Here is a 25,535-nt window from a genome sequence, read left to right on the forward strand (position 1 = left end):
CCAATCAAGAGGAGGCGCGCCATGCAAATGCCGACCCCGAATGCGCGGATCATTTCCAGAAAGCCGCAGATTGTCGATCACCTGAAGGCGTTGTTGCCGGATGGAGCCGTGATCCATGAAGAGCGCGAGACGAAAGCCTATGAATGCGACGCGCTGACCGCCTATCGCTGCCCGCCGCTCTGTGTTGTGCTGCCGGAAAACACCCAACAGGTCGCTGCCGTCATGCGGCTGTGTCACGCGGAACGTATCCCGGTCGTGCCCCGCGGTGCCGGCACCTCGCTGGCCGGGGGCTCGCTGCCCACGGCGGATGCGGTCGTGCTGGGCACCGCGCGGCTGAATGGTGTGCTGGAAACCGACTATGAAAACCGCTTCATACGGGTCCAGGCGGGGCGTACCAATCTGTCGGTGACGGGTGCGGTCGAGGAAGACGGGTTCTTCTACGCCCCCGATCCGTCGAGCCAGCTGGCCTGTGCCATCGCCGGCAATATCGCGATGAATTCGGGTGGGGCGCATTGCCTGAAATACGGTGTCACCACGAACAACCTGATGGGTGTGACCATGGTCATGGCTGACGGCGAGGTGGTCGAAATCGGAGGGCCCTATCTGGATGCGGGCGGGCTCGATCTGCTGGGGCTCATTTGCGGTTCCGAAGGGCAGCTGGGCGTCGTGACCGAGGCCACCTTGCGTATCCTGGCCAAGCCCGAAGGGGCGCGGCCTGTGCTGATTGGTTATGACAGCAACGATGTCGCCGGGCGCTGTGTCTCGGACATCATCAAGTCGGGCATATTGCCCGTGGCGATCGAGTTCATGGACCGCCCGGTGATCCGCGCGACCGAGGCTTTCGTGGGGGCAGGGTATCCGGATTGCGAGGCGCTGTTGATCATCGAAGTCGAAGGGTCCGAGGCGGAGATCCGGGACCAGCTGTCGCGCATCATCGAGATCGCCCGCCGCCATGACCCGGTGGAGCTGCGCGAGAGCACCTCGGAAGAGGAAAGCACCGCGATCTGGCTGGGGCGCAAATCGGCCTTCGGCGCAATGGGGCGGATCAACGATTACATGTGCCTGGACGGCACCATCCCGGTCAGTGAACTGCCGCGTGTGCTGACCCGGATCGAAGAGCTGTCGGCGGACTATGGCCTGGACGTTGGCAACGTCTTTCACGCGGGAGATGGCAACATGCACCCGCTGATCCTGTTCGACGCCAACAAGCCGGGCGATCTGGAAAAATGCGAGGCGCTGGGCGCGGATATCCTGCGGCTCTGCGTGGATGTCGGGGGATGTCTGACCGGTGAACATGGCGTCGGGGTCGAGAAACGCGACCTGATGGGCGCGCAGTACAGCCCGGACGACCTGGAAATCCAGCTGGCGGTGAAGGATGTGTTCGATCCGCAGTGGCTGCTCAACCCCGCCAAGGTTTTCCCCCTGGATGTGACCGAAGGACGCCGCACATGATCCCCGAAACCGAAGAGGATCTGGCCGAGGCGATCCGTGCCGCCTCGGGCAATCTGCGCATCCAGGGCGGTGGCACGCGCGATATCGGCCAGTCGATCACCGGCGAGGTGCTCAGCACTGCCGGGCTTGCAGGTGTAACCCTGTACGAACCCGGCGCACTGACCCTGGTGGCAAAGGCGGGCACGGCGCTTGCAGAAATCGAAGCGCTCCTGGCCCGCGAAGGCCAGCGCCTGCCGTTCGAACCGATGGATCATCGGGGCCTTCTGGGCACCTCGGGCACGCCTACCATCGGCGGGGTGGTGGCGGCCAATGTCTCCGGCCCCCGCCGCATTCAGGTGGGCGCCGCGCGCGACTTTACCCTGGGTGTGCGCTTTGTTGATGGCACCGGCGCCGTGCTGAAAAACGGCGGGCGGGTGATGAAGAACGTGACCGGCTACGACCTGGTCAAGCTGATGGCGGGAAGCTGGGGCACATTGGGCGTCATGTCCGAAGTGTCGCTGAAGGTTGGTGCGATCCCGGAGACCGAGGCAACCCTCATCGCGCACGGGCTGGATGTGTCACAGGCCGTCGCGGCATTGTCGGCCGCGCTTGGTTCGCCCTTCGACATCTCCGGCGCGGGGCATCTGGATGGGGCCGCATCGGGAGGCGAGAGCGAAACACGCATTCGTATCGAAGGTCTGGCGGGCTCGGTTGCCTATCGCATTGAGCGGTTGCGGGAAGGGATCTGTGCGGGTTGGGAGCTGGTCGAAGGCGCAATGAGCGCCGCCCTGTGGCAGGAACTGCGCGACGTAACCCCGTTCCACAACAAGCCCGGCCATGTCTGGCGCTATTCGGTCAAACCCTCGGACGCGCCGGCGCTGACCGGCTGGATCGCCCGGGAACGGCCCGGGGCAGAGTTCGTCCTGGATTGGGGCGGCGGGCTGGTCTGGGCATTGGTCGAGGCGGGCGCAGAGCTGCGTCCGAACGCCCTTGTACTGGGCGAAAACCACATCTCCGGCCACGCGACCCTGGTGCGGGCGGATGAAAAAAGCCGCGCAGAGCTTTCCATTTTCGAACCTTTGGCCCGTATCGAAGCACGAATTACAGAAGGTTTATTTCAAAAATTCGATCCAAGGCGGATTTTGAACCACCAGCGGATGGGACTGTGAGATGCAGACGACATTTACCCCGGAACAGCTGGAAGATCCCGGTATTGCCCGCGCCAACGAGATTCTGCGAAGCTGCGTACATTGCGGTTTTTGCACGGCAACCTGCCCCAGCTACCAGGTGCTGGGCGATGAGCTGGACAGTCCGCGCGGCCGTATCTACCTGATCAAGGACATGCTGGAAAACGGCCGGGACGCCGATGAGGAGGTGGCCAAGCATGTCGATCGCTGCCTGTCCTGCCTGGCCTGCATGACGACCTGCCCTTCGGGCGTGCACTATATGCACCTGGTCGATCACGCGCGTGAACATATTGAAAAGACGTACAAACGCCCGCTGATGGACCGGCTCCTGCGTTGGACCCTTGCGCGCATCATTCCCTATCCGGGACGGTTCCGTTTCGCCCTTCTGGGGGCCAGGATCGGCAAACCCTTGCGGCGCTTCGTCCCCGACCCCCGGCTGCGGGCCATGCTGGCCATGGCACCCGCGCGGATCCCGGCGCTCAGCCGCAATGACGACCCGCAGGTCTTTCCGGCCAAGGGAGAGCGTAAGAAACGCGTGGCGCTGCTGACCGGCTGCGCGCAGAAGGTTCTGGATACCGATATCAACGACGCCACCATCCGCCTGTTGACCCGGCTGGGCTGCGAGGTGGTGGTGGCCAGAGGCATGGGCTGCTGCGGGGCGCTGACCCATCACATGGGCAAGACCGCAGAAAGCCATGGCTCGGCAGCGGCGAACATCCGCGCCTGGATGGCCGAGGACCGCGGCGAGGGGCTCGATGCGATCGTCATCAACACTTCGGGCTGCGGCACGACGGTTAAGGATTATGGCTACATGTTCCAGGATGACCCCCTGGCCGACGACGCCGCACGAGTCAGCGAATTGGCCAAGGATATCAGCGAGGTGCTGGTGGATCTCGACCTGCCGGAGGGAAGCGTCGGACAGCGTGTCGCCTATCACGCCGCCTGTTCGCTGCAACACGGACAACAGATCAGGAGCCATCCGAAGAGCCTTCTGAAACGGGCGGGGTATGAGGTGGTGGAACCCGCCGACAGCCACCTATGCTGCGGCTCGGCCGGAACCTACAACCTGATGCAGCCGGACATCAGTGCAAAGCTGAAGACGCGCAAGGTGCGCACGCTGGAGGCCAAGGAGCCCGACATCATCGCGGCGGGAAACATCGGTTGCATGGTGCAGATCGGCGGCGGAACAGAGGTGCCGGTGGTGCATACGGTGGAGCTTCTGGACTGGGCCACGGGCGGGCCGAAACCGCGCAAACTGGGGTGAGTCGGGGTGCGCGGATCAAGTGCGCCGCCATGCGTGCGTCGGGGGGATCCGGATCGGGTGTGCCTCATTCTTGCCTCATTTCGCTGCCATACAAACCTGAACGAAAAGGGGCAAATGCGAAGACGGGCGAATGCGAAAACTATTGTCTATTCTGTTGCTTGGCCTGGGTTTTTCAACCCCTCTCGGGGCTTCGGATAACGCGCCTCTGCGCAATCTGATCACCGGAGATGACGGGCGTGGCTGGGAGGCCGTTGGCCGCCTCGACATGGCTGACGAGAGTTTCTGCACCGGCGCCATGATCGCCGACAACCTGGTGCTGACTGCGGCTCATTGCCTGTTCAACAAGGACAGCGGACGCCCCTATGAAGCTGGCGAGATTGAATTCCGGGCCGGGTGGCGCAATGGACGCGCCTCGGCCTATCGCGGTGCGCGTCGGGCGCTGGTTCACCCGGACTTCGAGTTTTCGAGCGGTAACAGGGCGCAGCGGGTTGCCAATGATCTGGCGCTGATCGAACTGGACCGGCCGATCCGCATGACCTCTGTCACCCCGTTTTCCATCGCGAAACGCCCACGCAAAGGGGCCGAGGTGGGCGTGGTGTCCTATGCCCACGACCGTGCCGATAGCCCCGCGCTGCAGGAGTTGTGCCACGTGCTGGCGCGGCAGTCGGGCACCCTGATCCTGTCTTGCGAGGTCGATTTCGGTAGCTCCGGCGCACCGATATTTATCCAGGAGGAGGGCGAGGCGCGCATCGTTTCAGTTGTCTCGGCCAAGGCCTCCGTGCGGGATACTCCGGTAAGTCTGGGCACCAGCCTTGAAAGGCCCCTGGCCGATCTGATGGCCGCGCTGGAGGAAAGCGACGGCCTTCTCACACGGGTCGAACCCACCGCGCGACGCATCGACCTCGGCGGGGGGCTGCACAGTTCGGGGGCAAGATTCGTCCGTCCCTGAGCATGGGGCGCGGCGAAATCCTCCCGGGTCTTGAACGCGAAGAAATCCGCCATACGTGACTGTCACGGGCGCCGCCGAGCGGGCCCGTTTCCTGAACCGCCTGTCCCATGGGGAAGGCAAACTACTCAGTCGCTCAATGGAGGACGACCCATGCGCAATTTTGACCTTTCGCCGCTTTACCGTGCCACCGTCGGTTTCGACCAGATCGCCGACCTGATGGACCGGGTGCTGACCAATGATGTCAGCCGTGAAAGCTACCCCCCGTACAATATCGAAAAAACCGGCGAGGATGCCTGGCGCATTTCCGTCGCCGTGGCCGGGTTCACCGAGGGTGAACTGTCGGTCGAGGTGAAGCAGAATGCCCTGTTCGTGTCGGCCAAGAAGGCCGGTGAAGACGAACGCACCTATTTGCATCGCGGCATCGCCACCCGCGCCTTCGAACGTCGCTTCCACATGGCCGACCATGTGCGCGTGACCGGGGCCGTGCATGAAAACGGCATGCTGCATATCGACCTGACCCGCGAGGTTCCCGAGGCGTTGAAGCCGCGCCGGATCGAAATCGCCCGCGCGGGTGACGTCGAGACCACGGCGATCGAGGCCTGATCGACCTTTCCCTGCGAAAGTGTTGGCACGTGGGCGCTCCCCCCCACGTGCCATTTTCCTGTTGGGTGGGCGGTCACGCTGGCCGTGCGGCACGGCTTTCCCGGTTGAGCAGAAAAAGGCTTGCACCCAGGATCACCGCCGTGCCCAGCCACATGGAACCGGTGGGGGCAAAACCGAAGGCGACAAAGCCTAGCGCCACATTCAGGGGCAGTTTCAGGTGATCGAAGGGCTGCAGGAAGGCGGCATCCGCGAGGCTGTAGGCCCGAACCAGAACGTGCTGCGCCAACGCCGTGAGCAGCCCCGCCCCGACCACGAACCAGAGCGCCGATTGCGGAAGAGAAAACCCGGTGCCTGCCGCCAGCGCAAAGTTGATCGGAGTAAGCAGGATCAGCAGGTAAATCGTGACCGTCTCGGGCCCGTCCTCGCGCGTCAGGTATTTGGTGACGACCGAGGCTGCCGCCCAGAACGCGGCGGCGGCGATGGGCAGCAGCGCGGTCAGCTGGAACCTGTCCGACCAGGGCTCCAGGATGATTGCCCCGCCGAGGATGCCCAGCAGGACGGCACCCCAGCGCTGCGGCGTGACCTGTTCGCCTAGCAGCAGACCGGCACCACTGGTGACGAAGAAGGGTGAGAGCATGATCAGCGCGATGGCCTGCCAGATCGGCACATGGGCGAGCCCCCAGACCCAAAGCTGTACGCCCAGGGCGGCCAGGCCGACGCGCAGCACATGTAGCCCCGCCTGACGCGTGCGCAGCACCGCCAGCCGGTGGCGGTTGATCCAGGGAATGTAGAAGCCCAGGGCAATGAGATATTGCCAGAAAGTAACTGCCGGGGACGCGGCCCCGTGCAGCATGGTGGCGGCCTGAAGTGCGGTGTTCACCAGCGCAAATGAGGCCCCTGCGGCGACCATCAGGGTCGCGGCATAAAGTGGTTTGCGAGTCATGGCGTATCTGTCCTTTCTGTCTTTACGCGCGTGACTCAAGGCAGACAGGACAAGGCGCCTCCATTGCTGGAGCCGCCGTACCCATTCTCTTCCATCCGGACTGTGACCGTCGGCTCCGGAGTTGCACCGGATCTGCTGACCTTGGAGGCCCGGTAGGACCTCCAAGCGCTCGCGGGCTTGAGACGTTGCCGCCCCTCTACCGCCGGTGGGGAATTCCACCCCGCCCTGAGAATGCGCCGCCCCGGATCGGGACGGCGCGCGAACCCTAGGGCCGGGGCCGGGGGAGTGTCAACGAGAGAGGGTTTCGGCCAGACGCATCAGCTTCACCGCCTCGGCACGGTAGCCGAACTCATCCGCACCCTTGTTGGCATTGGCGAGCGCGATGAGGTCAGAGTATCCCCAATTGCCCAGGTATTTTCCACCGCGCAGGAGCTGGCCGAACCCGGCCACCGCCACGCTGAAACGCGCGTCATCGCCGGCTGTTCCCATTTCGGGCAGGATCGGGGTCTCGATCAGGGTCGAGATTTCCTCGCCCGGCGCCTTGTAGCGCAGTTTGAGGAAGCCAAGCTCGCCGGAGCCATCTGCCTCCACCGGTGGGGCGTAGCGCAGGGCGTCGGTCATGACCGCCTCCGATCCGACCGGTGTGACCTCATAGATCGCGGTCACGGTATGGCCTGCGCCGATCTCGCCCGCGTCCACCGCGTCATTGTTGAAATCCTCGCGGGCAAGCGCGCGGGTTTCATAGCCGATCAGCCGGTATTCGGCGACCATGGCCGGGTTGAACTCGACCTGGATCTTGACATCGTCGGCAATCGGAAACAGCGCACCGGTGAGCTGATCCACAAGCACCTTCTGTGCCTCCGAAAGCGTGTCGATATAGGCAGCCTGGCCATTGCCGTTCTGCGCCAGCGCCTGCATGGTCGCGTCTTGCAGGTTGCCCCGGCCGAAGCCCAGAACCGACAGGTAGGTGCCGGTCTTGCGCTTGTCTGCGATATAGTTCTTCAGCGCCTCGGGGTCGGACAGGCCGACATTGAAATCGCCATCCGTCGCCAGGATCACGCGAGAGACCTCGCCGTCCATCGTCATGCTTTCGGCCACCGCATAGGCTTGTTGCAGCCCGGCCTGCCCGGCGGTGGCGCCGCCCGCGTGCAGCCTGTCCAGAGCGGCCAGGATAGTGGCGCGATCCGCGGCGCGGGTGGGTTCCAGAACCTGACCGGCGCTGCCGGCATAGGTGACGATGGAGACCTCATCCTCGGGGCGCAGCTCGGACAGCATCAGGGCAAAGCTCTGTTTGAGCAGAGGCAGTTTGGTCGGGTCGTCCATCGAGCCCGAGGTGTCGATCAGGAAGACCAGGTTCAGCGGTGGGCGGGCGTCCACTTCGGGCATCTCGCCCTGAATGCCGATATGCACCAGCTGCGTGCCCGCGTTCCAGGGCGTGCCCATCACACTCACGGTGGGCTGGAACGGGTGCGGGCCTTCCGGTGCCGGATAGGCATAGGGGAAATAGTTCACCATTTCCTCGATGCGCACGGCGTCCGAAGGGGGCAGCTGACCGCGTGAAATCATGTTGCGGATCAGCGACCAGCTGGCCGTATCCACGTCGGCCGAGAAGGTGGAAACCGGGTCTTTGGAGGTAATCTTCAGCGGGTTGGGAGCCGCGTTGGCATAGGTTTCCGTATCTGTGGGGGCGGGGCGTATCGCATCATCGAAAATCGCCAACCCACCGACGCCGGGGGCCGCGACGCGGGCAGTGGGCGTGGGCGGAGCCGCCGCAAGGGCCTCGGGTGCGCTGGCGGCCATGTCGGCCTCGGCCAGCTCCATCGGTGCCAACTCCATCGGGGCCGGTTCGACCAGCGGTTCGACGTCAACGAACTGCTCTTCTTCCATGCGCGTGTCGTCGGTTTTCTGCGTGGCCACTTCGCGCAGGCGCAGGTCGGTGCCAACCTGGTAGGTCGGCAGAACCGTCACCGCAACGGCAACGGCAACAAGGGCGGTGGAGGCGGCAATGGCGCCGCGTGTGGACAGGGTCTGAAACATCTTTGTCACTCCTTTGCGCAGCCACCCGGACCGGGTGGCTTCAGGAGTAGGACGCGTGCCGTCCCGACTTTCTTGGAGCCGATCGAAATTTTTCATCGCCAGCGCGAAGTTTTCCTCCCTTGCGCTCTCATCCGGGCTGGGCGGGGCCCGTTTCAGCCCGTCAGAGACCAGCTTGAGATCGTCGTCGCTCATGGCCAATCCTCCGTTTCTCGCAAGTGTTTGAGGCGTTTCTTGACCTCTGACATGCGCCAGGCAACGGTGCCTTCGGAGACACCCAGCACCTGTGCGGCCTGCGATTGTTTCATCTCCTCACCCAGCACCAGCGCCACGGTGTCGCGCAGATCCTCGGGCAGGGCGCGCATGGCCTGGGCGAGCCAGTCGAGGTTGCCCGCGGCCTCGTCATTCGCCGCGCGGCGGTTCTTCTCCCAGTCGCCCCACCCGTCGGCGGCGCGGTTGCGGCTGGCCATGCGCCTGCGCCGGTCATGCATTGCATTGACTGCCACCCGGTAGAGCCAGGTCGAAAACCGTGCCTCGCCTCTGAAGGTGGCCAGTTTCGCGGGCAGGACGGCGCAGATGTCCTGGGTCAGATCCTCGGCTTCGGGGCGCGATCCGGACAGGCGGAAGGCAAAGGCAAACAGCCGGTCGTAGTGGCGCGTCAGAAGCATCGCGAAAGCTTCGCGATCTCCGCCCGCAGCGTGTCGGGCCAATACCTCGTCCGTCCGTTCCATGCGCATCACATAGAGTATGACGCACGGGCGGGGTCAATCCTTGGATTTTTCCACTTTCTTGTTGGGGGCTAGCCCCCAAACCCCCAGGATATTTTTGGAAAGATGAAAGGGAGGGCCTGCTTTCATCTTTCTTCAAGTATCCCCGCCGGAGGCAATGTCGAGGCGGAGGCGCAGCCGAGGCCGAGACATCAAGCGCGCCGCAGGCGCTCCTTTGGAGAAGGCAACGAGGCGCCGTAGCGCCCCGTCAAGGGGTGTTCCCTCAGACTGACATGCAGATGTATTTCATCTCCAGGTAATCCTCGATGCCGTGATGCGAGCCTTCACGGCCCAGGCCGGACTGTTTCACCCCGCCGAAGGGCGCGACCTCGGTCGAGATGATGCCGGTGTTCACGCCGACAATGCCATATTCCAGCGCCTCGGTCACCTTGTAGACGCGGCTCAGATCCTTGGCGTAGAAGTAGCTCGCCAGACCGAAGATCGTGTCATTTGCCAGCTCGATCACCTCGTCTTCGTCCTTGAACTTGAACAGTGGCGCGAGCGGACCGAAGGTCTCGTCGGTGGCGAAGTCCATCTCGCGGGTGGCACCGGTGACGATGGTGGGTTCGAAGAACAATCCTCCGCTTGCGTGTTCCTTGCCGCCCAGGATCACTTCGGCGCCCTTGGCGGTGGCATCGGCGATGTGCTGGCGCACCTTGTCGACTGCGGCTTCCGAGATCAGGGGGCCGAGCGCCGTGCCTTCCGCCAGCCCGTCGCCCACCGGCAGGGCCGCCACGGCAGCGCTGAGTTTCTGGGCAAAGGCGTCATAGACCCCCTCCTGCACGTAGATGCGGTTGGCGCAGACGCAGGTCTGGCCGTTGTTGCGGAACTTGCAGGCGATGGCCCCCTCGACGGCGGCGTCCAGATCGGCGTCGTCAAACACGATGAAGGGCGCGTTGCCGCCCAGTTCCATCGAGCATTTCATCACCTGGTCGGCGGCCTGGCGCAAGAGGATGCGGCCCACGTTGGTCGAGCCTGTAAAAGTCAGCTTGCGCACCGTGTGGTTTTCGCAGAACTCCTTGCCGATCTCGGAAGCGTTGGAGCTTGGCACGACGTTGAGCAGCCCGCCGGGCAGGCCCGCGCGTTCCGCCAGCACGGCCAGGGCAAGGGCCGACAGAGGGGTCAGTTCGGCAGGGCGGGCGACGAAACCGCAGCCCGCAGCAATCGCGGGGCCAGCCTTGCGGGTGATCATAGCATTGGGGAAGTTCCAGGGCGTGATCGAAGCCGCCACGCCGATGGGCTGTTTGATCACCGTGATGCGCTTGTCGGGCTGGTGGCCCGGGATCGTTTCCCCGTAAATGCGGCGGCCTTCCTCGGCGAACCATTCGATGAAGCTGGCACCATAGGCGATCTCGCCCATCGCTTCGGCCAGCGGCTTGCCCATCTCGGCGGTCAGGATGGTGGCCAGGTCGGCCTGGTTCTCCATCATCAGATCGTACCAGCGGCGCATGATCTGGGCACGTTCCTTGGCGGTGCGCTTGGCCCAGGCCTTGCCGGCCACGTCGGCGGCGGCGATGGCGCGCGCGACCTCGGTGCGCGACAGGTCGGCCACCTGGCAGATCACGTCACCCCGGGCGGGATTGATCACGTCGAAAGTGGCGCCGTCATCGGCGTCGATCCACGCACCGGCCACATAGGCGCGGGTTTCCAGCAGGCTTGAATCGTTCAGAAGGCTTTTCAGATCGGTTGCATTGGCGGTCATTTTCATCTCCCATGGCCCTGCGTCACCTGTGCCGAAACACGCGGCCCAAGTAAAGAGCTTAACGTGTTAATTATCGCAAGGATTTCCCTTTGAACCCTGATCTAGCCTATGCAAATGCGGATTTCATCCCGAATGCGACACAGTTTCCGCCACGATGGTCGCATCAGGCGACAGAATTTCGCGCGAAGGCGAAGAATCTGCGAACGGGCCTGCGATACGGGCCCGGTTCGCGTCAGATTCTGGACCTGGTTCTGCCCGAAGGCGTGCCGCACGGGCTCGTCGTTTTCGTGCATGGCGGATACTGGCGCGCCTTCAGCCATGCGACCTGGACCCATCTGGCGGCGGGGCCTCTGGCACAGGGCTGGGCGGTGGCGTTGCCGTGCTACACGCTCGCGCCCGACGGGCGGATATCCGGGATCACGCGGGAGGTGGCGCGCGCCATCGACCTGGCCGCGGGAGAGGTTCAGGGGCCGATCGTGCTGGCGGGACATTCGGCGGGTGGCCATCTGGTGGCACGGATGAATTGTGCGGATGTGGCGCCTAAATCCGCTGATCGGATCAGGCGCATCCTGGCGATCTCGCCGCTGGGGGATCTGAGGCCGCTGCTGCACACATCCATGAATGCGGACTTGCGCCTGGACCCGGCAGAGGCAGAGGCGGAAAGCCCCGCGCTGGCCACCGACCGGCTGCACATCCCAACCACGGTCTGGGTTGGCGCGCAGGAGCGCCCGGCGTTTCTGGATCAGGCGCGCGGCCTGGCCGAGGCCTGGTCCGAAGCGCGGCTGCGCGTGGCGCCGGGGCGGCACCATTTCGACGTGATCGACCCCCTGGAGCACCCCGAGAGCGCGCTCACACGGGCCTTGCTGGCTTAGGGTCAGCCGCCGAAATCCTCCAGCGCCTTCACGTCGATCGCCTTCAGCACGGGGATCATCACATCGACCGGCGCGCCCTTGGCCTGAATCAGGATGCGGTTGTCCACGAGCCCGGAAAGCTCGCCGTCCTGATTCATGTATTTCATCCGCCCTACCCGTTCGAGCTTGGCGCCCATCATGCCGGCATTGCCGATCATGCCGGCAAAGGCCGCGATCATCGGATTGTCGGCCATGATGGTGATCGAGAAGGTCTGGCCGTCCCTGCTGTAGTCCGCCTCGGCCCCGATCCCGCCCCCCATGAAGGCGAGGCCGGCGTTCATCTCGGAGTTTACCTCGCGGGTCCAGCCGTCGGGCGCGGCGGGCAGAAAGGCCGACAGGGCGTCGGTCTTCATCGCCGCGATCAGTTGCTTGGCATATTCCAGCTCTTCCAGCGCGTATTGGATATCGCCCTCGTTATAGGCGGCAAGCGCGCTTTCCAGCGTGTCCGAAACCTCATCTGCCCGGGCCGCGATTGTGCTCAGCAGCAGGGCTGTAGCGGCAAGAAATACTTTCATGGAAACCTCCCTTGTCTGAATGGCGGCAGTCTCGCCGGGGAAGGGTGGGGATGCGTCGCCCGGTCAGCCTGACCCGAATCGTGCCTGCCATGTGGGCAGGATATCACCGGGCGCTGTTTTCGCAGCATGGACTCCGCGCGCGATGGCGCGGGCGAGGCAGGTGGCGGCGGCGTGGCCCAGTCTGAGCGCATCGAATGCGGGATCGGGCAGGCGGGTTGCGCCGGTGGCGGCGGCAAAGATCAGGTCTCCGTCGAAGGGCGTGTGGCTGGGGTGAATCGCGCGGGCCATGCCGTCATGGGCGGCTGTGGCAAGCCGTGTGGCCTGGGCCTGGGTGAGGATTGCGTCGGTGGCAATGATCGCAATGGTGGTGTTTTCGCCAAGCTGCGCCTCGGGGCGGGGTTCTTCGCCGGGGTCGTGATGGCCCGGGCCATGGCCACCGAACTCCGCGCCCATCTCCCACGGGGCGGCCCAGAATTCCGGACCTTCGCCCATGGTGACGGCCCCGAGCGCATTCACGGCAACCAGCGCGCCGACGGTAATGCCGTTTTCCAGCACCAGCGAGGCGGAGCCCAATCCCCCTTTCAGCCCGGCCACGGTCGCACCGGTGCCGGCCCCTTCCGTACCCAGGTTGAACTCCATGGAAGCGGCATCCAGAGCCGCCCGTCCCAACGCCTTGTAGGGGTTTTCCTGCCAGTCCTTGGCGCCTCCGTTCAGCAGGTCGAACAGGATCGCCCCGGGCACGATCGGCACACGCTGATCGCCGACCAGAAAGCCGCGTCCCCGGGTGCGCAGCGCGTCGGCCACGCCGCCGGGGGCATCCAGCCCGAAGGCCGAGCCACCTGACAGCACCAGCGCGTCGACCTCCTGCACCAGCTTGTCCGGGGCAAGCAGATCGGTCTCCCGTGTGCCGGGGGCACCCCCCATGACATGCACCGCGGCGGTAAAGGGTTTCTCGCCGACCAGCACCGTCGCGCCGGTCTTGATCACCGCATCCGAGGCATTTCCGACCTTCAGCCCGGCCACATCGGTGATCAGATTGCGTTTGCCCGGTTTCATGCCTGTCTCCATTGTGGCCTGCACAAAAGACTAGGCCCCCTTGCGGGGGCCTGAAAAGAGCTGATTTGGTCGCGGCCTGGCGCTTACTGTGCGGCCATCGGAATGCGCGCGATCTCACATTGCACCCAGAGCTCCTCGAGCGCTCCGAGGAGGTGTTCGATATCCGCATCCGTATGGACCGGGCTGGGGGTGATGCGCAGCCGTTCGGTGCCCTTGGGCACGGTCGGGTAGTTGATCGGCTGGATATAGATCCCGTACTCCTGCATCAGCGTGTCGGACAGGAACTTGCACTTGACCGCGTCGCCGACCATCACCGGGATGATGTGGCTGGGGTTTTCGACATGCGGGATGCCCATCGCGTCCAGTCCGGCGCGCACCTTGGCGACGCGTTCCTTCTGGCTGTCACGTTCGGCGTTCGAGCGTTTCAGGTGCTGGACCGAAGCCCGGGCGCCCGCGGCCACGGCAGGCGGCAGGGCGGTGGTAAAGATGAAACCTGAGGCAAAGCTGCGCACGAAATCGCACAGTTCGGTCGAGGCAGCGATATAGCCCCCCACAACGCCGAAGGCCTTGCCCAGCGTGCCCTCGATCACCGTCAGGCGATCCATCAGCCCTTCGCGTTCGGCAATGCCGCCGCCGCGCGGACCGTACAGGCCGACTGCGTGTACCTCGTCCAGATAGGTCATGGCGCCGTATTTGTCGGCCAGGTCGCAGATTTCCTTGATGGGCGCGATGTCACCGTCCATCGAATAGACCGATTCGAAGGCGATCAGCTTGGGCGCGTCCGGGTCGGCGGCGGCCAGCTTTGCTTCGAGGTCTTCAAGGTCATTATGTTTCCACAGCACCTTGGCGGCGCGCGAGTGGCGGATGCCCTCGATCATCGACGCGTGGTTGAGCGCATCGGAAAAGACGATGCAGCCGGGGATCTTCGAGGCGAGCGTGCCAAGAGCGGCCCAGTTCGACACGTAGCCGGAGGTGAACAGAAGCGCGGCTTCCTTGCCGTGCAGATCGGCCATTTCCTGTTCCAGAAGAACATGTTGGTGGGTGGTTCCCGAAATGTTGCGCGTCCCGCCGGCCCCGGCGCCGACCGTGTCGATCGCGTGGTGCATGGCCTCCAGCACATCGGGGTGCTGGCCCATGCCCAGGTAGTCGTTCGAACACCAGATGGTCACGTCATCCTCGCCGCGTTCGCTGGTGTGGCACGCTTTCGGGAAGTTGCCACGCTTGCGTTGCAGGTCGGCAAAAACGCGATAGTTTCCGTCTTCGCGCAGGCTGTCGAGGCTGGCTTTGAAGAAGGCCTGATAGTCCATGTGACGTCCTCCGGGGGTTGATCCTGGTTGCAAGCAATGAACATGTTCGGGAGGGTTCGGAACGTGATTTATGTCAAGTCGGGCAGAAAAAGTGTACCGGTGGAGGGGCGGCGCAGGCACATCCGGTTCCGATCGGAAACCCGCATATGGGTGAAAAGAGAGCGCCGCGGAACGCCATACGGTGCGGTATGAAGGAAGGTTAGACCAACCGTCCGCCACCCCCGAAGAGGCCTCGGCCCCGTGCTGCGTGAATCTTCACGCGCGCGGACGGCTGGCCTTGTGGGTTCGAAAACCCGTTTGATCCAGAGGCTGCCGCCGGCCTCACCCAAGAACAGTGGCAGCATGAATCATCGAGGCCGTGTTTGCAAAACGGATGCGGGGCAAGTCGTGCCTGCCAGCGCCGGGTGAGGCCAATGCGCGCAAGCTGGCACGGGGCCGGTCAAACCGTCTTGACCAACGTCAAGAGTGCGGGGATTTCATCTCGGGTGGCAGCGGCGGCGGCGGAGGGGGCGCCGGGCGGGCCGGACGTTCGGTTGTCAGAGCCTCGATGAGCCCCGCCAGGAACAGGGTGAAGGCCAGGATCCAGGCGGCCCCCGCCAGCAGCATCAGGTTGAAATACCATGAGGTCGGCCCGGTTGAGCCCAACCACCGCACCGCGGTGGCGAAAGCCATCAGCGCATAGGCCCAGGCGACCGGGGCAGGGGCCACCAAACCGCGCCCGGAATGGGCCAGGATGGCGCGCGACATCACCGCCAGGGTCATGCCGCCGACCACGCCCAGGCCCAGCACATGCAATGCGGCAACTTCGGAGCCGATCTTCCAGACGGACAGTGCCCAGAGCACGAGGCCGACCGGCAACATGCTCTGCGCCAGCGCAAGAGCCCAGAGCAATGCGTCGCGGCGGGTGGAAAGCAGGCGCCAGCGGATCAGCCGGGCAGAATGGGCAATCGCGAGGCCCAGGGCGACGACGGAGGCAATGCGCGGCCAGGTGGCGCTCCAGGGCAGGAGAATCGCCAGGGCGACGGTGGCGCGGTCGAGGCGTGGTGTCTCGGGGGGCAGCTGATCTTCGGGCGCCCCGGCCCGGCGCAGTGCATTGCGGATGAAGCCGGGCGTGACCCGGCCACCGAGAACGGCGATCAGCCCGATCAGCGCCATGATCCCGATACGCAGCCCGTTCTCGGTGCTGCCATAGGCCCAGCCGAGCCAGTCGAGATGCACCAGAAGGTTGCCCAGGGTCATGGCTGCGAGGAAGACCAGGAACACCGCCTGTTGCGGGTTGCGGCGACGTATCAGGATCTGCGCAACGTGCCCGGCCAGGAGCGGCAGGAAAGCAAGATCGATCGTGGCCACCACCAGCCCCGGCAGTGGGCCTGAAGCCCAGACAACCAGACGTCCCGCCAGCCACAGACCGGCAGCCAAGGTAATGAATCCCGCGCGCGCGCCCGCGAGGGAGGTCAGCAGGAACCCCGCCACCGCAGCCGCCGCGTAGCCAAAAATCATCTCGTGCCCGTGCCACAGATGCGGTGCCATGCCCGGCCCGGGCAGATCCATCATCCCGCCGGTGGCATGGACAAGGAGCCACAGCTCCCAGACGATTCCCGCCAGGATCGCCCAGAGCGGGGCGAGCAGGAAGAAAGTGCGATGACCCTGCTGGAGCACGAGCCTGACGGAAGAACGCATGGGGGTGGACCTTTCGTTGGACCGCGAAAGCCTACGCATGGGCGGGTGGCAATTCTTGACACTCGTCAAGTTGCAGCCGGCGCGAGAAGAGGTTGCGTGAAACTGTCGGGCATCGCGACTCTGCTCGGTTTATGCAAGAAATCGCGTTTAATTTCAGGGGATTGCCCTTGACGTCATTCGGGGGATTCCGTCCGAAGGGCCCGAATTCTGTGCCTTCATCCGGAGTTAAATCACGCGCCGCTCACTTTTTCGGGAGCATCGTTGACTTTTGTCAAGACGCACAGGTCCGGTCCCGACCATCTTCCGAAGTGCCTCACCAAGCAAACGGAGAGTGATCATGTCACTTGGAATCACCCAAAAGAAAACCCGCGGCATACTTGGCCTCGGTTTTGCGATGCTGCTGGGCGGCGTGGCCATCCCGGCTTTCGCCGAAGAGCCGTCACTGAGCGAGGATGCCTTTGACGCGTCCAAGCAGCTGTACTTTGAACGCTGCGCCGGCTGCCACGGCGTCCTGCGCGTGGGCGCAACCGGCAAGAACCTTTTGCCCGAATGGGAAAAGACTGCCGCAGATGGCACCGTGACCACCGGTGGCACGCTGAAACTGGGCCAGGAACGCCTTGAAAAGATCATTTCCTGGGGCACCGAAGGCGGTATGAACAACTTCTCGGACATCATGACCGAGCAGGAAATCAAGGATATGGCGACCTACATCCAGATGGAGCCGCCCAAACCGCCTGAGATGTCACTGGCGCAGATGAAAGAGACCCGCAAGGTCTATGTCGAGCCCGAGGATTACCCGACCGAGCCGCTGCATGGCCGCAACTGGGAAAACTTCTTCGTCGTCATCGAACGTGATGTGGGCAAGGTGGCCGTCATCGACGGAGACACCAAGGAAGTTCTGGCGCACATTCCCACGGGCTATGCCGTGCACGTGATCAAGGCGTCGGAAAAGAGTGAAATCGCTGATCCGAAGGATCCCGGCCGCTTCTGGTACACGATGGGCCGTGACGGCAAGATGACCAAGATCGACCTCTGGCAGACACCGGACAAGATGTTGGTCTCGGAAGTCAAGATCGCCTACGACGCGCGTGACGTGGCCGTGTCCGGCGACGGCAAATACGTGATCGGCGGGGGCTATTGGCCGCCGCATTTCGCGATCGTCGACGCCGAGACCATGGAGCCGCTCAAGGTCGTTTCGACCCGTGGCGTGAACATTGACGGCGAATATGTTGAAGAGGCCCGCGTTGCGGCCATCTACAACACGCCGAACGAGCCGACTTGGCTGGTCTCGGTGAAGGAGCTGGGCCAGATGTGGCAGGTCGATTACTCGAACCTCGACAGCCTGCGCATCGACAAGATCGACACCTCCAAGTTCCTTCATGACGGGTTCTTCGATCCAACCGGCCGCTACTTCCAGATCGCCGCGAACGCGTCGAACCAGATGGTCGTGGTTGATGCAAAAGAGCGCAATCTTGAAGCCATTATCGATACGGCTCCGCTGCCGCACCCCGGCCCGGGCGCCAACTGGGTTGACCCGAACTGTGGTCCGGTGGCTGCGACCCCCCACCTCGGCGAAGGTACTGTGACGGTCTGGGGCAATGATCCCGAAAGCAACCCGGACAATGCCTGGAAGACCTGTTACGAAGTTGAAACCGATGGCGCGGGCCTGTTCATCCGGACCCACCCGAATTCGGATTACGTCTGGGTTGACCAGACCAAGCATCCGGAGCCGGACGTGCAGCAGTCGGTTCAGGTCATCTCTAAAGAGACCGGTGAGATCGTGAAAACCATCCGGGTCACAGAAGAGGAAGGCAACGTCGCCGTTCACTTCGAATTCAACAAGGATGGCACCGAAGTCTGGGTCTCGAAGTGGAACCGTGCGACCTCGAAAGAGCCCAATGGCGAGATCGTGATCTACGACGCCAAGACTCTCGAAGAGGTCGGCCGCGTGAAGGGTCTCTATGCCCCGACCGGCAAGTTCAACGTCTACAACCGGTCGAACCACGTCACCTGATGTGATCGGAGAGACACCCAGGGGGGGCGGGCCAGGCGCCCGCCCCCTTTTGCGTCACCCGCGCAACCCCCCACACACTCACCGCGTCGGGATCAACAGCCGACGACGACCAGCCACTTAACGGAGCCAGGACATGACCCAGGACAGCGGTCAAGAACCGAAGAAACCGATCTGGCGGCGCACCCTCATCTGGGGCATGCCCATCGCCGCAGTTGCGGGCATTTTTGTCGCCGGCATCATCTTCTGGGGTGGTTTCAACACCGCCATGGAAGCGACCAACACCAAGGATTTCTGCATCTCGTGCCACGAGATGGGGGATTTCGTTTATGAAGAATACAAGGGCACGATCCACGATGTGAACCGGTCCGGCGTGGGCGCGGTCTGTTCCGACTGCCACGTGCCGAAGGACTGGACCCACAAGATCATCCGCAAGATCAAGGCCTCCAGGGAAGTCTGGGGCAAGATCACCGGCAAGATCTCGACGCCCGAGAAATTCGACGCCCACCGCCTGCAACTGGCGATGAACGAATGGGAGCGGATGAAACGCACGGACTCGGTCGAATGCCGCAACTGCCACGACTTCGAATCGATGATGCCGGAATTCCAGGCCCCGCGCGCGCGCCAGCAGCACCTGAACGCGATGGAGACGGGCCAGACCTGTATCGACTGCCACAAGGGCATTGCCCACCTCGACCTGCGTGACCGTGCGGACGAGGACTACCTGGCCGCGCTGGAGGCGCCGAACCCGGAATTCATCCGCAAAGTGCCGGAGGAATACCTGGCAAGCCTCGCGCGCATCGAAACGATCGAGGCCGAAGAGGCAGCCGCTGCCAAGGCCGAGGACGAGGCCGCGCGTCAGCGCATTGCCGATGCCGTCGCCAATGCACGCGCAGATGAACGCGCCAAGGTCGAAGCCGAGATGGCCGGCACCGCCAGCGCCGTCGATGAAGGTGTCGACGTGGCGCCGAACATCGACTGGGGCACGGTTGCCTCCAGCGACCTGACCCTGTTCTACCCGGGACAGGCAAGCTTCGAATGGGTGCAGAACGGCAAGACCCACGGTGGCGCACGTCCGTTGACCCAGGGTGGCGATGCCTGCACGACCTGCCACGCCAAGGAACTGGAAGACATCGGCAACAAGATCGTCGCCGGCGGCGGCGGCAAGAACGACGAGCTGGAACCGACCCCGATTCCGGGCAAACGTGGGACGATCGGTGCCACGGTCCAGGCAGCCTATGATGCGGACAATGTCTACTTCCGTCTGCAATGGCAGAATGCGATCCATGCCCCCGCGCCCTTTGTGGACGGCGGCAAGATGGACCCGGATAACCAGATCAAGGTCGCGATGATGATCACCGGGACCGGCATCGAGATGGGTGATCAGGTGGGGTGCTGGGCGTCCTGCCACGCCGACAACACCTACATGCCCTTCGATCCGGGCGCCGAGGCGATTGCCGCAAACGGCGAAGTGGCCACCGCGCTGATGGCCGAAGAGACCATCACCAAATACCTGACGGAAAGTCGCACCAAGGTTGAGGTCAAGGGGCGCCGCGGCAAGGCCCAGGGTGGCTGGGACAAACTGGCCGAGGCCGCTCAGATCGAGCAGTACCTGGCCGACGGCACCTATCTGGACCTGATGCGTGTCTACGCCGATGGCTCCGCCTCGAACGGCTACCGGCTGGAACGCCGGGTCGAGAACGACGGTGATATCGCGGCGCAGGCCAAGCTGGGTGACGATGGCATGTGGACCGTGGTCTTCTCGCGGCCGCTGGTCGGCGGGGTGGGCGACGTGCCGCTTGAATCCGGCAAGACCTATACGGTCGGCTTTGCGATCCACGACGATTACGCCGCCGCACGCTTCCACCATGTGACGTTGGACACCACCATGGCGCTCGACGACCCGGAGGCCCAGATCAACGTGGTTGGTCAATAAGAACAAAGACGCGGCCGCCCCTTGGGGCGGCCGCTTTTCTTTGGCATTATGCAGAGGATTTCAGAGAGGACACCATCATGCGAATCCCCCTTTCCCCCTTCGCATTCGCCGCCGCGCTGGCAAGCGCGGCTTTGCCCGTTCTGGCGGGCGACAAGACCGAGGCCGAGATTGCCGAGATCTGCGGCGAAGCCGAAGAACGCTATGTCGATATCTACGGCGCCCCGTCGGCCGAGGCCGAAGGCGTGACTGTTGTCACCATGTACAAGTACAGCTTCTGCCCGCCCGAGATCGCCGTGCCCGTCGGCACCACCGTGCGCTGGGTCAATGTCGACAGGCGCACCAGCCATTCGGTGATCGCGAAGGGCCAGCCGGAAAGCGACCGGGTTTTCCCCGAGGAGGCGATCGAGTTTACCTTCCTGGAGGCCAGTGACCCGCAGGAATATCTCTGTGGGCCGCACTGGGAAAGCCACGAGATGATCGGCATGGTCACAGTTGTCGAGGAATAAGGGCCCCCGGGCTCCCGCGGCCGTATTGTACCTTTGCGCCTAAGCGCCCTTCCCGGAAATTCTCCGGCAAACCCCACTCACCTGGCCCGCCACTGCAGGGCGCAGGAGAATGCCGTGTCGACCGGGCTCCAGCACGCGGCTTCGCGTGTCGCGCACCCTTCCCGGGCGAAACCCCTGGACGTTTACGCTGACAGTCCGCGCAGGGCCGTATTCAATCGCATGTGTGGCTTCGTCGCGCTGGAACGATGGCCACGGGACCGTGAGGACCGGTCCTTCAAAGAGCTGAAATCGCGCCTTTTAGGGTAGGTCGCCTGATGCAGGGTGACAGAGAAAATTGTTTGAATACAAGGGGGTTGAGCCAAAGCATGGCCCCCTTAACTTATGTCAAGGAATAGCAGCCCCCCCTGCGGCATTTTACCTTTGAAACCGGACCGAGCCTCACCCGCCGGCAATGTCATCGATTCGACACGCGCTGAAAGGGCGCGCCTGTCCGCGGGAGGGGTTTGCATCCAGCCAACCCTTGGGAAGAGCGAGACACACATGACCGGCAAAGTTCACCTCATCGGCGCAGGCCCTGGAGATCCCGAACTGCTGACCTTGAAGGCTGCCCGTTTGATCGCCGAGGCGACCTGTGTGGTCTATGACCGCCTGGTCTCGGACGAAATCATCGCCATGGCGAACCCCGAGGCGAAGATGATCTTTGTCGGCAAGATGCCGCAATGCCACCCCGTGACCCAGGACCGCATCAACGAGATCCTGGTCGAGGAGGCGCAGGCGGGCCAGGTGGTTGCCCGGCTGAAAGGGGGCGATCCGCTGATTTTCGGCCGCGGCTCGGAGGAGGCCGCTTACCTGGCGGAGCATGATGTCGAGGCCGAATATGTGCCCGGCATTACCGCCGCCCAGGGGGCCGCCACCGTGTCCGGCGTGCCGCTGACTCACCGGGGGCTGGCCACCGGTGTGCTATATGTCACCGGCCACCGCCAGGCCGACAAGGTGCTGGACCTCGACTGGAAACGACTGGCCGACCCGATGACCACGCTGGTGGTCTACATGGGGGTTTCGTCGATCGGCCAGATCGCCATGGGCCTGATGACCGAAGGCCTGCCGGGCTCTACCCCGGTGATGGCGATCTCGAAGGCCACGAATGCGGATGAACGCCGCATGGTTTCGACCCTGTCCAACATTGCCGCGGATACCCGCGATGCCGGGCTGAAACCGCCCACCCTGTTCATCATCGGCCAGGTCGTGTCGCTCTATGGCCGCCAGGCCGTGCCCTCGCGGGAGGTTGCTGCAAATGCCTGAACTGGTTGCCCTCTCCCTTCTGGCGACCACACTGGCCATGGCTGCCCCTCCGGCCATGGCCGACAGCCTCGATCCTGATGCGCTCAAGCGACTGGTGCATCAGGATTGCGGCTCCTGCCACGGGTTGACGCTGAAAGGCGGTCTGGGGCCGGATATCCGCCCCCAAACGCTGGAGGGCTACGACCCGGAAATTCTGCAATTCATCATCCTCGAAGGCATGCCGGGCACCGCCATGCCGCCGTGGTAGCCGCTGATCAGCGAGGCGGAAGCCGCCTGGATCGCCGATTACCTCCTGAAGGGAGACACCGAATGAAACGGCTGATTTCGACCCTTGCTCTGGGCATCGCCCTGGCCACCCCCGCCCTGTCCGACACCCTTGCCACCGGCGACCTGGGCCTGATCATCGAACGCGCCAAGGGGTCGGTCGTCCTGATCGACCAGTCGGACCGCGCCGCATTGGCCCGGATCGAGGGGCTGGGCGATCTTTCGCATGCCTCGATGGTCTACAGTTCGGACGAGCGCTATGCCTACGTGTTCGGCCGCGACGGCGGGCTGACCAAGGTCGATATCGTCGAGCGCAAGATCGCCAAGCGCGTCGTGCAGGGTGGCAACTCGATCGGCGGGGCGATCTCGGACGACGGCACGCTGGTGGCCGTGTCGAACTACGAACCCGGCGGAGTACGCATCTTCGACGCCGAAACGCTGGAGATGGTCGCTGACATCCCGACCGCATCCAAAACCATCGGCCTGGTCGATGCCCCGGGCCGTCGCTTCGTCTTTACCATGTGGGACACGGGCGAGACCTGGATCGCCGACATGGACGGGGTGGAACCGGGCGCCGAGCCCAGGATCACCAAGATCCCCGAGATGGGCGAAAACCCCTATGACGCGTTGATCACTGCCAATGGCCGCACCTATATCACCGGTCTCTTCGGTGAAGACGGGCTGACCGCCCTGGACCTGTGGGACGAGAGCCCGGAACCCATCCGCGTGCTGCCGGACTACGGCCGCGGGCAGGAGGAAATGCCGGTCTACAAGATGCCCCATCTGGAAGGTTGGGCCGATACCGGCGCCGAGTTCGTGCTGCCCGCCGTGGGCCACCACGAGGTGCTGTGGATCGACAGCGACAGCTTGCAGGAGACCGCGCGCACCAAGACCTACGGCCAGCCGGTTTTCGCCATGGCCCGACCCGATGGGCGCCAGGTCTGGGTGAACTTCGCCCACCCGCTGAACGACACGATTCAGGTGATCGACACCGTGACCAAGGAAGTCGTGCATGAGTTCAAGCCCGGTCCGGGCGTTCTGCACATGGAGTTTACCCCGCGCGGGCACGAGATCTGGGTCTCGGTCCGCGACGAGAACAAGGTCAAGATCTACGACACCGAGACATTCGAGCTCCTGTCCGAGATCGACGCCGACAGCCCCTCGGGCATTTTCTTTACCGCGCGTGCGCACAGAACCGGATTGTAAGTCATGAGACTGGTTGCCGACCCCGCCGACCGCCGCCTGCTGGACGATTTCCAGCGAGATTTTCCGGTCACGCCCCATCCCTTCGCCCTCCTCGCCGAAGAGGTGGATCTGAGCGAGGCCGAGGTGGTGCGCCGGCTGAACGCCATGCGTCAGACCGGCCGGATCACCCGGGTCGGCGGCACCTGCGCGCCCAACACCCTTTCGGCCTCGACCCTGGCCGCCGTGGCCGCCCCGGCGGACCGGATCGAGGGTGTCGCCGAGATCATCAATGACGAGCCGGGGGTGAATCACTCCTACGAGCGCGAGGATGACTGGAACATCTGGTTCGTCGCCACCGGTCCGGACCGCACCCATGTGGACGCGACGCTGGCCCGGATCGAGGAACGCACCGGCCTCACCGTGCTGGACCTGCGCCTGGTGCGGCCGTTCAACGTTGATCTGGGTTTCAAGATGGATGGCACCACGAACCCGGTGAATCCGCCCGCGCCTCGAGCGGCCGATCTGGACGTGATCCAGCCCGGCGACCGCGACCTGATGCAGGCCCTGTGCCAGGGGGTGCCGATCGTGCCGCGCCCTTATCAGGCGCTGGCCGAGAGCCTGGGACGCAGCGAAAACGAGGTGCTGGACCGCATCAGCGCGCTTTCCGATGCAGGCATCCTGTCGCGGCTGGGCGTGATCGTGCGCCACCGCGCGCTGGGCTGGCGGTCGAATGCGATGGTGGTCTGGGATCTGCCCCATGACGCCATTACCGAAGCCGGCCCGCAACTGGCCGCGCTTCCCGGCGTGACCCTGTGTTACGAGCGTAGCCCGGTCGAAGGCACCTGGCCCTACCGCCTCTATTCGATGATCCATGCCAAGTCCCGCGAGGATGCACTGGAGGTGCTGGATCGCGCATCGAACCTGCCCGCGCTGCGGGGGGTAGATCACAAACCGCTCTTCTCCACCCGCTGCTTCCGCCAGACCGGCGCGATGATTGCCGACCGCAGGGAGCGCGCGTGATGGTGGCCCGTGACCGGACGCCCGCGGTTCTGGACGAGACCGACCGCCTGCTGGTGAACGCGCTGCAGGATGACCTGTCGCTCGATCACCGCCCCTTTGCCACCTTGGCCGAAAAGCTGGGGCTGAGCGAGGATGAGGTGCTGACCCGCACCAAAGCCCTGCGCGAAGAGGGTGTCCTGACCCGGTTCGGCCCGTTCTTCGACGCGGCCGCCATGGGCGGGGCCTTCTGTCTTTGTGCCATGGCCGTGCCTGCCGACCGTTTTGATACGGTCATGACTCGGGTCAATGCACACCCGGAAGTCGCGCATAATTATGAACGGACGCACCGGCTGAACATGTGGTTCGTTCTGGCGACGGAAACGCCCGGAGGGATCAAGGACGCAGCCGACAGGATCGAAGGGGAAACCGGCATCAAGGTGCATTGTTTCCCCAAACTGCAAGAGTTCTACATCGGGTTTCGGGTGGCCGCATGAGCTATGTTCTCGACACGACGGATCGCGCGATAATCACCGCGCTGCAATCGGGCCTTCCGCTGGTGCCGGCCCCCTATGCCGAGGTGGCCGCGGGGCTGGAGCTTGCCGAGGACGAGCTTTGCACCCGCCTGCAAGCGATGAAGGACACCGGCGTCATCCGCCGTATCGCCGCAGCTCCCAACCACTACAAGCTGGGCATGGTCGCCAATGGCATGACCGTCTGGGACGTGGATGACGCGCAGCTGTCCGAGCTTGGCCCGCTGGTCGGTGCGCTCGATTTCGTCAGCCATTGCTACGAACGGCCGCGCGATCTGCCGGACTGGCCCTATAACCTTTTTGCGATGGTCCACGGATCCTCGAAGGGCGAGGTGGAAGAGAAACGCGCCCGCATCACCGACCTCTTGGGCGATGCGCTCAATGGCAGCGACATCCTTTATTCCACCCGCATCCTGAAAAAGACGGGGCTGAGGCTCCGCAAGAAAGGATAAA

General features: G+C 64.0%; 23 protein-coding genes and 1 riboswitch. Of the genes, 15 read left to right on the forward strand and 8 right to left on the reverse strand.

Annotated features, from left to right (window positions below; translation table 11 throughout):
• Positions 1–21: 21 nt before the first annotated feature.
• From Q1V43_RS00090 to Q1V43_RS00110, 5 genes are all read left to right on the forward strand, one after another.
• Positions 22–1,452, forward strand: coding sequence for an FAD-linked oxidase C-terminal domain-containing protein (locus Q1V43_RS00090; protein WP_300512640.1), 1,431 nt, complete (start codon positions 22–24; stop codon positions 1,450–1,452).
• Positions 1,449–2,600 (forward strand): FAD-binding protein, encoded by a 1,152-nt coding sequence (locus Q1V43_RS00095; RefSeq protein WP_300512643.1) that lies wholly within the window; start codon positions 1,449–1,451, stop codon positions 2,598–2,600. The genes Q1V43_RS00090 and Q1V43_RS00095 overlap by 4 nt, the downstream gene beginning before the upstream one ends.
• A gap of 1 nt (position 2,601) precedes the next feature.
• Positions 2,602–3,882, forward strand: a complete 1,281-nt coding sequence (glcF, locus tag Q1V43_RS00100) for a glycolate oxidase subunit GlcF (RefSeq protein ID WP_300512646.1) — start codon at positions 2,602–2,604, stop codon at positions 3,880–3,882.
• 130 nt (positions 3,883–4,012) lie between these two features.
• Positions 4,013–4,831, forward strand: a complete 819-nt coding sequence (locus tag Q1V43_RS00105; protein ID WP_300512648.1) for a trypsin-like serine protease — start codon at positions 4,013–4,015, stop codon at positions 4,829–4,831.
• 150 nt (positions 4,832–4,981) lie between these two features.
• On the forward strand, positions 4,982–5,434 hold the full coding sequence (locus tag Q1V43_RS00110; RefSeq protein WP_300512650.1) for an Hsp20 family protein: 453 nt from the start codon (positions 4,982–4,984) through the stop codon (positions 5,432–5,434).
• Positions 5,435–5,507: 73 nt separating this feature from the next.
• Here Q1V43_RS00110 and Q1V43_RS00115 read toward each other — a convergent pair whose 3' ends face one another.
• The 4 genes from Q1V43_RS00115 to Q1V43_RS00130 all read right to left on the reverse strand — a co-directional run bounded on the left by Q1V43_RS00115 (position 5,508) and on the right by Q1V43_RS00130 (position 10,880).
• Positions 5,508–6,377, reverse strand: coding sequence for a DMT family transporter (locus Q1V43_RS00115; protein ID WP_300512652.1), 870 nt, complete (start codon positions 6,375–6,377; stop codon positions 5,508–5,510).
• 79 nt (positions 6,378–6,456) lie between these two features.
• Positions 6,457–6,614: riboswitch (FMN riboswitch) on the reverse strand.
• Positions 6,615–6,665: 51 nt separating this feature from the next.
• On the reverse strand, positions 6,666–8,606 hold the full coding sequence (locus Q1V43_RS00120; protein ID WP_300512654.1) for a VWA domain-containing protein: 1,941 nt from the start codon (positions 8,604–8,606) through the stop codon (positions 6,666–6,668).
• Positions 8,603–9,142, reverse strand: coding sequence for an RNA polymerase sigma factor (locus tag Q1V43_RS00125; RefSeq protein WP_300512658.1), 540 nt, complete (start codon positions 9,140–9,142; stop codon positions 8,603–8,605). Before Q1V43_RS00125 ends, Q1V43_RS00120 begins: the two co-directional genes overlap by 4 nt.
• A gap of 259 nt (positions 9,143–9,401) precedes the next feature.
• Complete coding sequence (locus tag Q1V43_RS00130) at positions 9,402–10,880, reverse strand: NAD-dependent succinate-semialdehyde dehydrogenase (protein ID WP_300512661.1); 1,479 nt, start codon at positions 10,878–10,880, stop codon at positions 9,402–9,404.
• 89 nt (positions 10,881–10,969) lie between these two features.
• On the opposite strand from Q1V43_RS00130, the gene Q1V43_RS00135 reads away from it, so the two are divergent.
• Entirely contained in the window at positions 10,970–11,752 is a 783-nt protein-coding gene (locus tag Q1V43_RS00135) for an alpha/beta hydrolase (RefSeq protein WP_300512664.1), read from the forward strand.
• Between the two features lie 2 nt (positions 11,753–11,754).
• On the opposite strand, the gene Q1V43_RS00140 is transcribed toward Q1V43_RS00135, so the two are convergent.
• The 4 genes from Q1V43_RS00140 to Q1V43_RS00155 form a co-directional block, all read right to left on the reverse strand.
• The gene (locus Q1V43_RS00140; protein WP_300512666.1) at positions 11,755–12,306 is read right to left on the reverse strand and encodes a hypothetical protein; all 552 of its coding nucleotides are present in this window, start codon (positions 12,304–12,306) and stop codon (positions 11,755–11,757) included.
• 63 nt (positions 12,307–12,369) lie between these two features.
• Complete coding sequence (locus Q1V43_RS00145) at positions 12,370–13,362, reverse strand: P1 family peptidase (protein WP_300512668.1); 993 nt, start codon at positions 13,360–13,362, stop codon at positions 12,370–12,372.
• Between the two features lie 83 nt (positions 13,363–13,445).
• Entirely contained in the window at positions 13,446–14,669 is a 1,224-nt protein-coding gene (gene hemA, locus Q1V43_RS00150; RefSeq protein WP_300512670.1) for a 5-aminolevulinate synthase, read from the reverse strand.
• 459 nt (positions 14,670–15,128) lie between these two features.
• On the reverse strand, positions 15,129–16,349 hold the full coding sequence (locus tag Q1V43_RS00155; protein ID WP_300512672.1) for an NnrS family protein: 1,221 nt from the start codon (positions 16,347–16,349) through the stop codon (positions 15,129–15,131).
• A 337-nt stretch (positions 16,350–16,686) separates the two neighbouring features.
• Here Q1V43_RS00155 and Q1V43_RS00160 point away from each other — a divergent pair, with 337 nt between their 5' ends.
• The 9 genes from Q1V43_RS00160 to Q1V43_RS00200 all read left to right on the forward strand — a co-directional run bounded on the left by Q1V43_RS00160 (position 16,687) and on the right by Q1V43_RS00200 (position 25,534).
• On the forward strand, positions 16,687–18,363 hold the full coding sequence (locus Q1V43_RS00160) for a cytochrome D1 domain-containing protein (RefSeq protein WP_300512674.1): 1,677 nt from the start codon (positions 16,687–16,689) through the stop codon (positions 18,361–18,363).
• Between the two features lie 133 nt (positions 18,364–18,496).
• The gene (locus Q1V43_RS00165) at positions 18,497–20,296 is read left to right on the forward strand and encodes a NapC/NirT family cytochrome c (protein WP_300512676.1); all 1,800 of its coding nucleotides are present in this window, start codon (positions 18,497–18,499) and stop codon (positions 20,294–20,296) included.
• Positions 20,297–20,373: 77 nt separating this feature from the next.
• Positions 20,374–20,802, forward strand: a complete 429-nt coding sequence (locus Q1V43_RS00170; RefSeq protein WP_300512678.1) for a copper-binding protein — start codon at positions 20,374–20,376, stop codon at positions 20,800–20,802.
• Between the two features lie 540 nt (positions 20,803–21,342).
• A complete protein-coding gene (gene cobA / locus Q1V43_RS00175) occupies positions 21,343–22,104 on the forward strand; it encodes a uroporphyrinogen-III C-methyltransferase (protein WP_300512680.1) in 762 nt (253 codons plus the stop codon).
• The gene (locus tag Q1V43_RS00180; RefSeq protein ID WP_366146196.1) at positions 22,097–22,351 is read left to right on the forward strand and encodes a cytochrome c; all 255 of its coding nucleotides are present in this window, start codon (positions 22,097–22,099) and stop codon (positions 22,349–22,351) included. The genes cobA and Q1V43_RS00180 overlap by 8 nt, the downstream gene beginning before the upstream one ends.
• Positions 22,352–22,413: 62 nt before the next feature.
• Complete coding sequence (locus tag Q1V43_RS00185; protein WP_300512682.1) at positions 22,414–23,574, forward strand: cytochrome D1 domain-containing protein; 1,161 nt, start codon at positions 22,414–22,416, stop codon at positions 23,572–23,574.
• Positions 23,575–23,577: 3 nt separating this feature from the next.
• Positions 23,578–24,573, forward strand: a complete 996-nt coding sequence (locus Q1V43_RS00190) for an AsnC family transcriptional regulator (RefSeq protein WP_300512684.1) — start codon at positions 23,578–23,580, stop codon at positions 24,571–24,573.
• Positions 24,573–25,046 carry an Lrp/AsnC family transcriptional regulator gene (locus Q1V43_RS00195; protein ID WP_300512686.1) on the forward strand — a complete coding sequence of 158 codons (474 nt, stop codon included), beginning with the start codon at positions 24,573–24,575 and terminating at the stop codon, positions 25,044–25,046. The genes Q1V43_RS00190 and Q1V43_RS00195 overlap by 1 nt, the downstream gene beginning before the upstream one ends.
• A complete protein-coding gene (locus tag Q1V43_RS00200) occupies positions 25,043–25,534 on the forward strand; it encodes an Lrp/AsnC family transcriptional regulator (protein WP_300512688.1) in 492 nt (163 codons plus the stop codon). The genes Q1V43_RS00195 and Q1V43_RS00200 overlap by 4 nt, the downstream gene beginning before the upstream one ends.
• Position 25,535: the final 1 nt, after the last annotated feature.

This window comes from Aliiroseovarius sp. (genome assembly GCF_030148435.1).
GTDB lineage: Bacteria > Pseudomonadota > Alphaproteobacteria > Rhodobacterales > Rhodobacteraceae > JASBTN01.

Coding starts and splice junctions, on each gene's coding strand:
- Q1V43_RS00160 (WP_300512674.1), top strand. CDS start 16,687: ATGTCACTTGGAATCACCCAAAAGAAAACCCGCGGCATACTTGGCCTC.
- Q1V43_RS00185 (WP_300512682.1), top strand. CDS start 22,414: ATGAAACGGCTGATTTCGACCCTTGCTCTGGGCATCGCCCTGGCCACC.
- Q1V43_RS00105 (WP_300512648.1), top strand. CDS start 4,013: ATGCGAAAACTATTGTCTATTCTGTTGCTTGGCCTGGGTTTTTCAACC.
- Q1V43_RS00195 (WP_300512686.1), top strand. CDS start 24,573: ATGGTGGCCCGTGACCGGACGCCCGCGGTTCTGGACGAGACCGACCGC.
- Q1V43_RS00155 (WP_300512672.1), bottom strand. CDS start 16,349: ATGCGTTCTTCCGTCAGGCTCGTGCTCCAGCAGGGTCATCGCACTTTC.
- Q1V43_RS00120 (WP_300512654.1), bottom strand. CDS start 8,606: ATGAGCGACGACGATCTCAAGCTGGTCTCTGACGGGCTGAAACGGGCC.
- Q1V43_RS00090 (WP_300512640.1), top strand. CDS start 22: ATGCAAATGCCGACCCCGAATGCGCGGATCATTTCCAGAAAGCCGCAG.
- Q1V43_RS00115 (WP_300512652.1), bottom strand. CDS start 6,377: ATGACTCGCAAACCACTTTATGCCGCGACCCTGATGGTCGCCGCAGGG.
- Q1V43_RS00145 (WP_300512668.1), bottom strand. CDS start 13,362: ATGAAACCGGGCAAACGCAATCTGATCACCGATGTGGCCGGGCTGAAG.
- Q1V43_RS00095 (WP_300512643.1), top strand. CDS start 1,449: ATGATCCCCGAAACCGAAGAGGATCTGGCCGAGGCGATCCGTGCCGCC.
- cobA (WP_300512680.1), top strand. CDS start 21,343: ATGACCGGCAAAGTTCACCTCATCGGCGCAGGCCCTGGAGATCCCGAA.
- Q1V43_RS00140 (WP_300512666.1), bottom strand. CDS start 12,306: ATGAAAGTATTTCTTGCCGCTACAGCCCTGCTGCTGAGCACAATCGCG.
- Q1V43_RS00170 (WP_300512678.1), top strand. CDS start 20,374: ATGCGAATCCCCCTTTCCCCCTTCGCATTCGCCGCCGCGCTGGCAAGC.
- Q1V43_RS00180 (WP_366146196.1), top strand. CDS start 22,097: ATGCCTGAACTGGTTGCCCTCTCCCTTCTGGCGACCACACTGGCCATG.
- Q1V43_RS00110 (WP_300512650.1), top strand. CDS start 4,982: ATGCGCAATTTTGACCTTTCGCCGCTTTACCGTGCCACCGTCGGTTTC.
- Q1V43_RS00125 (WP_300512658.1), bottom strand. CDS start 9,142: ATGGAACGGACGGACGAGGTATTGGCCCGACACGCTGCGGGCGGAGAT.
- glcF (WP_300512646.1), top strand. CDS start 2,602: ATGCAGACGACATTTACCCCGGAACAGCTGGAAGATCCCGGTATTGCC.
- Q1V43_RS00165 (WP_300512676.1), top strand. CDS start 18,497: ATGACCCAGGACAGCGGTCAAGAACCGAAGAAACCGATCTGGCGGCGC.
- Q1V43_RS00130 (WP_300512661.1), bottom strand. CDS start 10,880: ATGACCGCCAATGCAACCGATCTGAAAAGCCTTCTGAACGATTCAAGC.
- Q1V43_RS00200 (WP_300512688.1), top strand. CDS start 25,043: ATGAGCTATGTTCTCGACACGACGGATCGCGCGATAATCACCGCGCTG.
- Q1V43_RS00190 (WP_300512684.1), top strand. CDS start 23,578: ATGAGACTGGTTGCCGACCCCGCCGACCGCCGCCTGCTGGACGATTTC.
- hemA (WP_300512670.1), bottom strand. CDS start 14,669: ATGGACTATCAGGCCTTCTTCAAAGCCAGCCTCGACAGCCTGCGCGAA.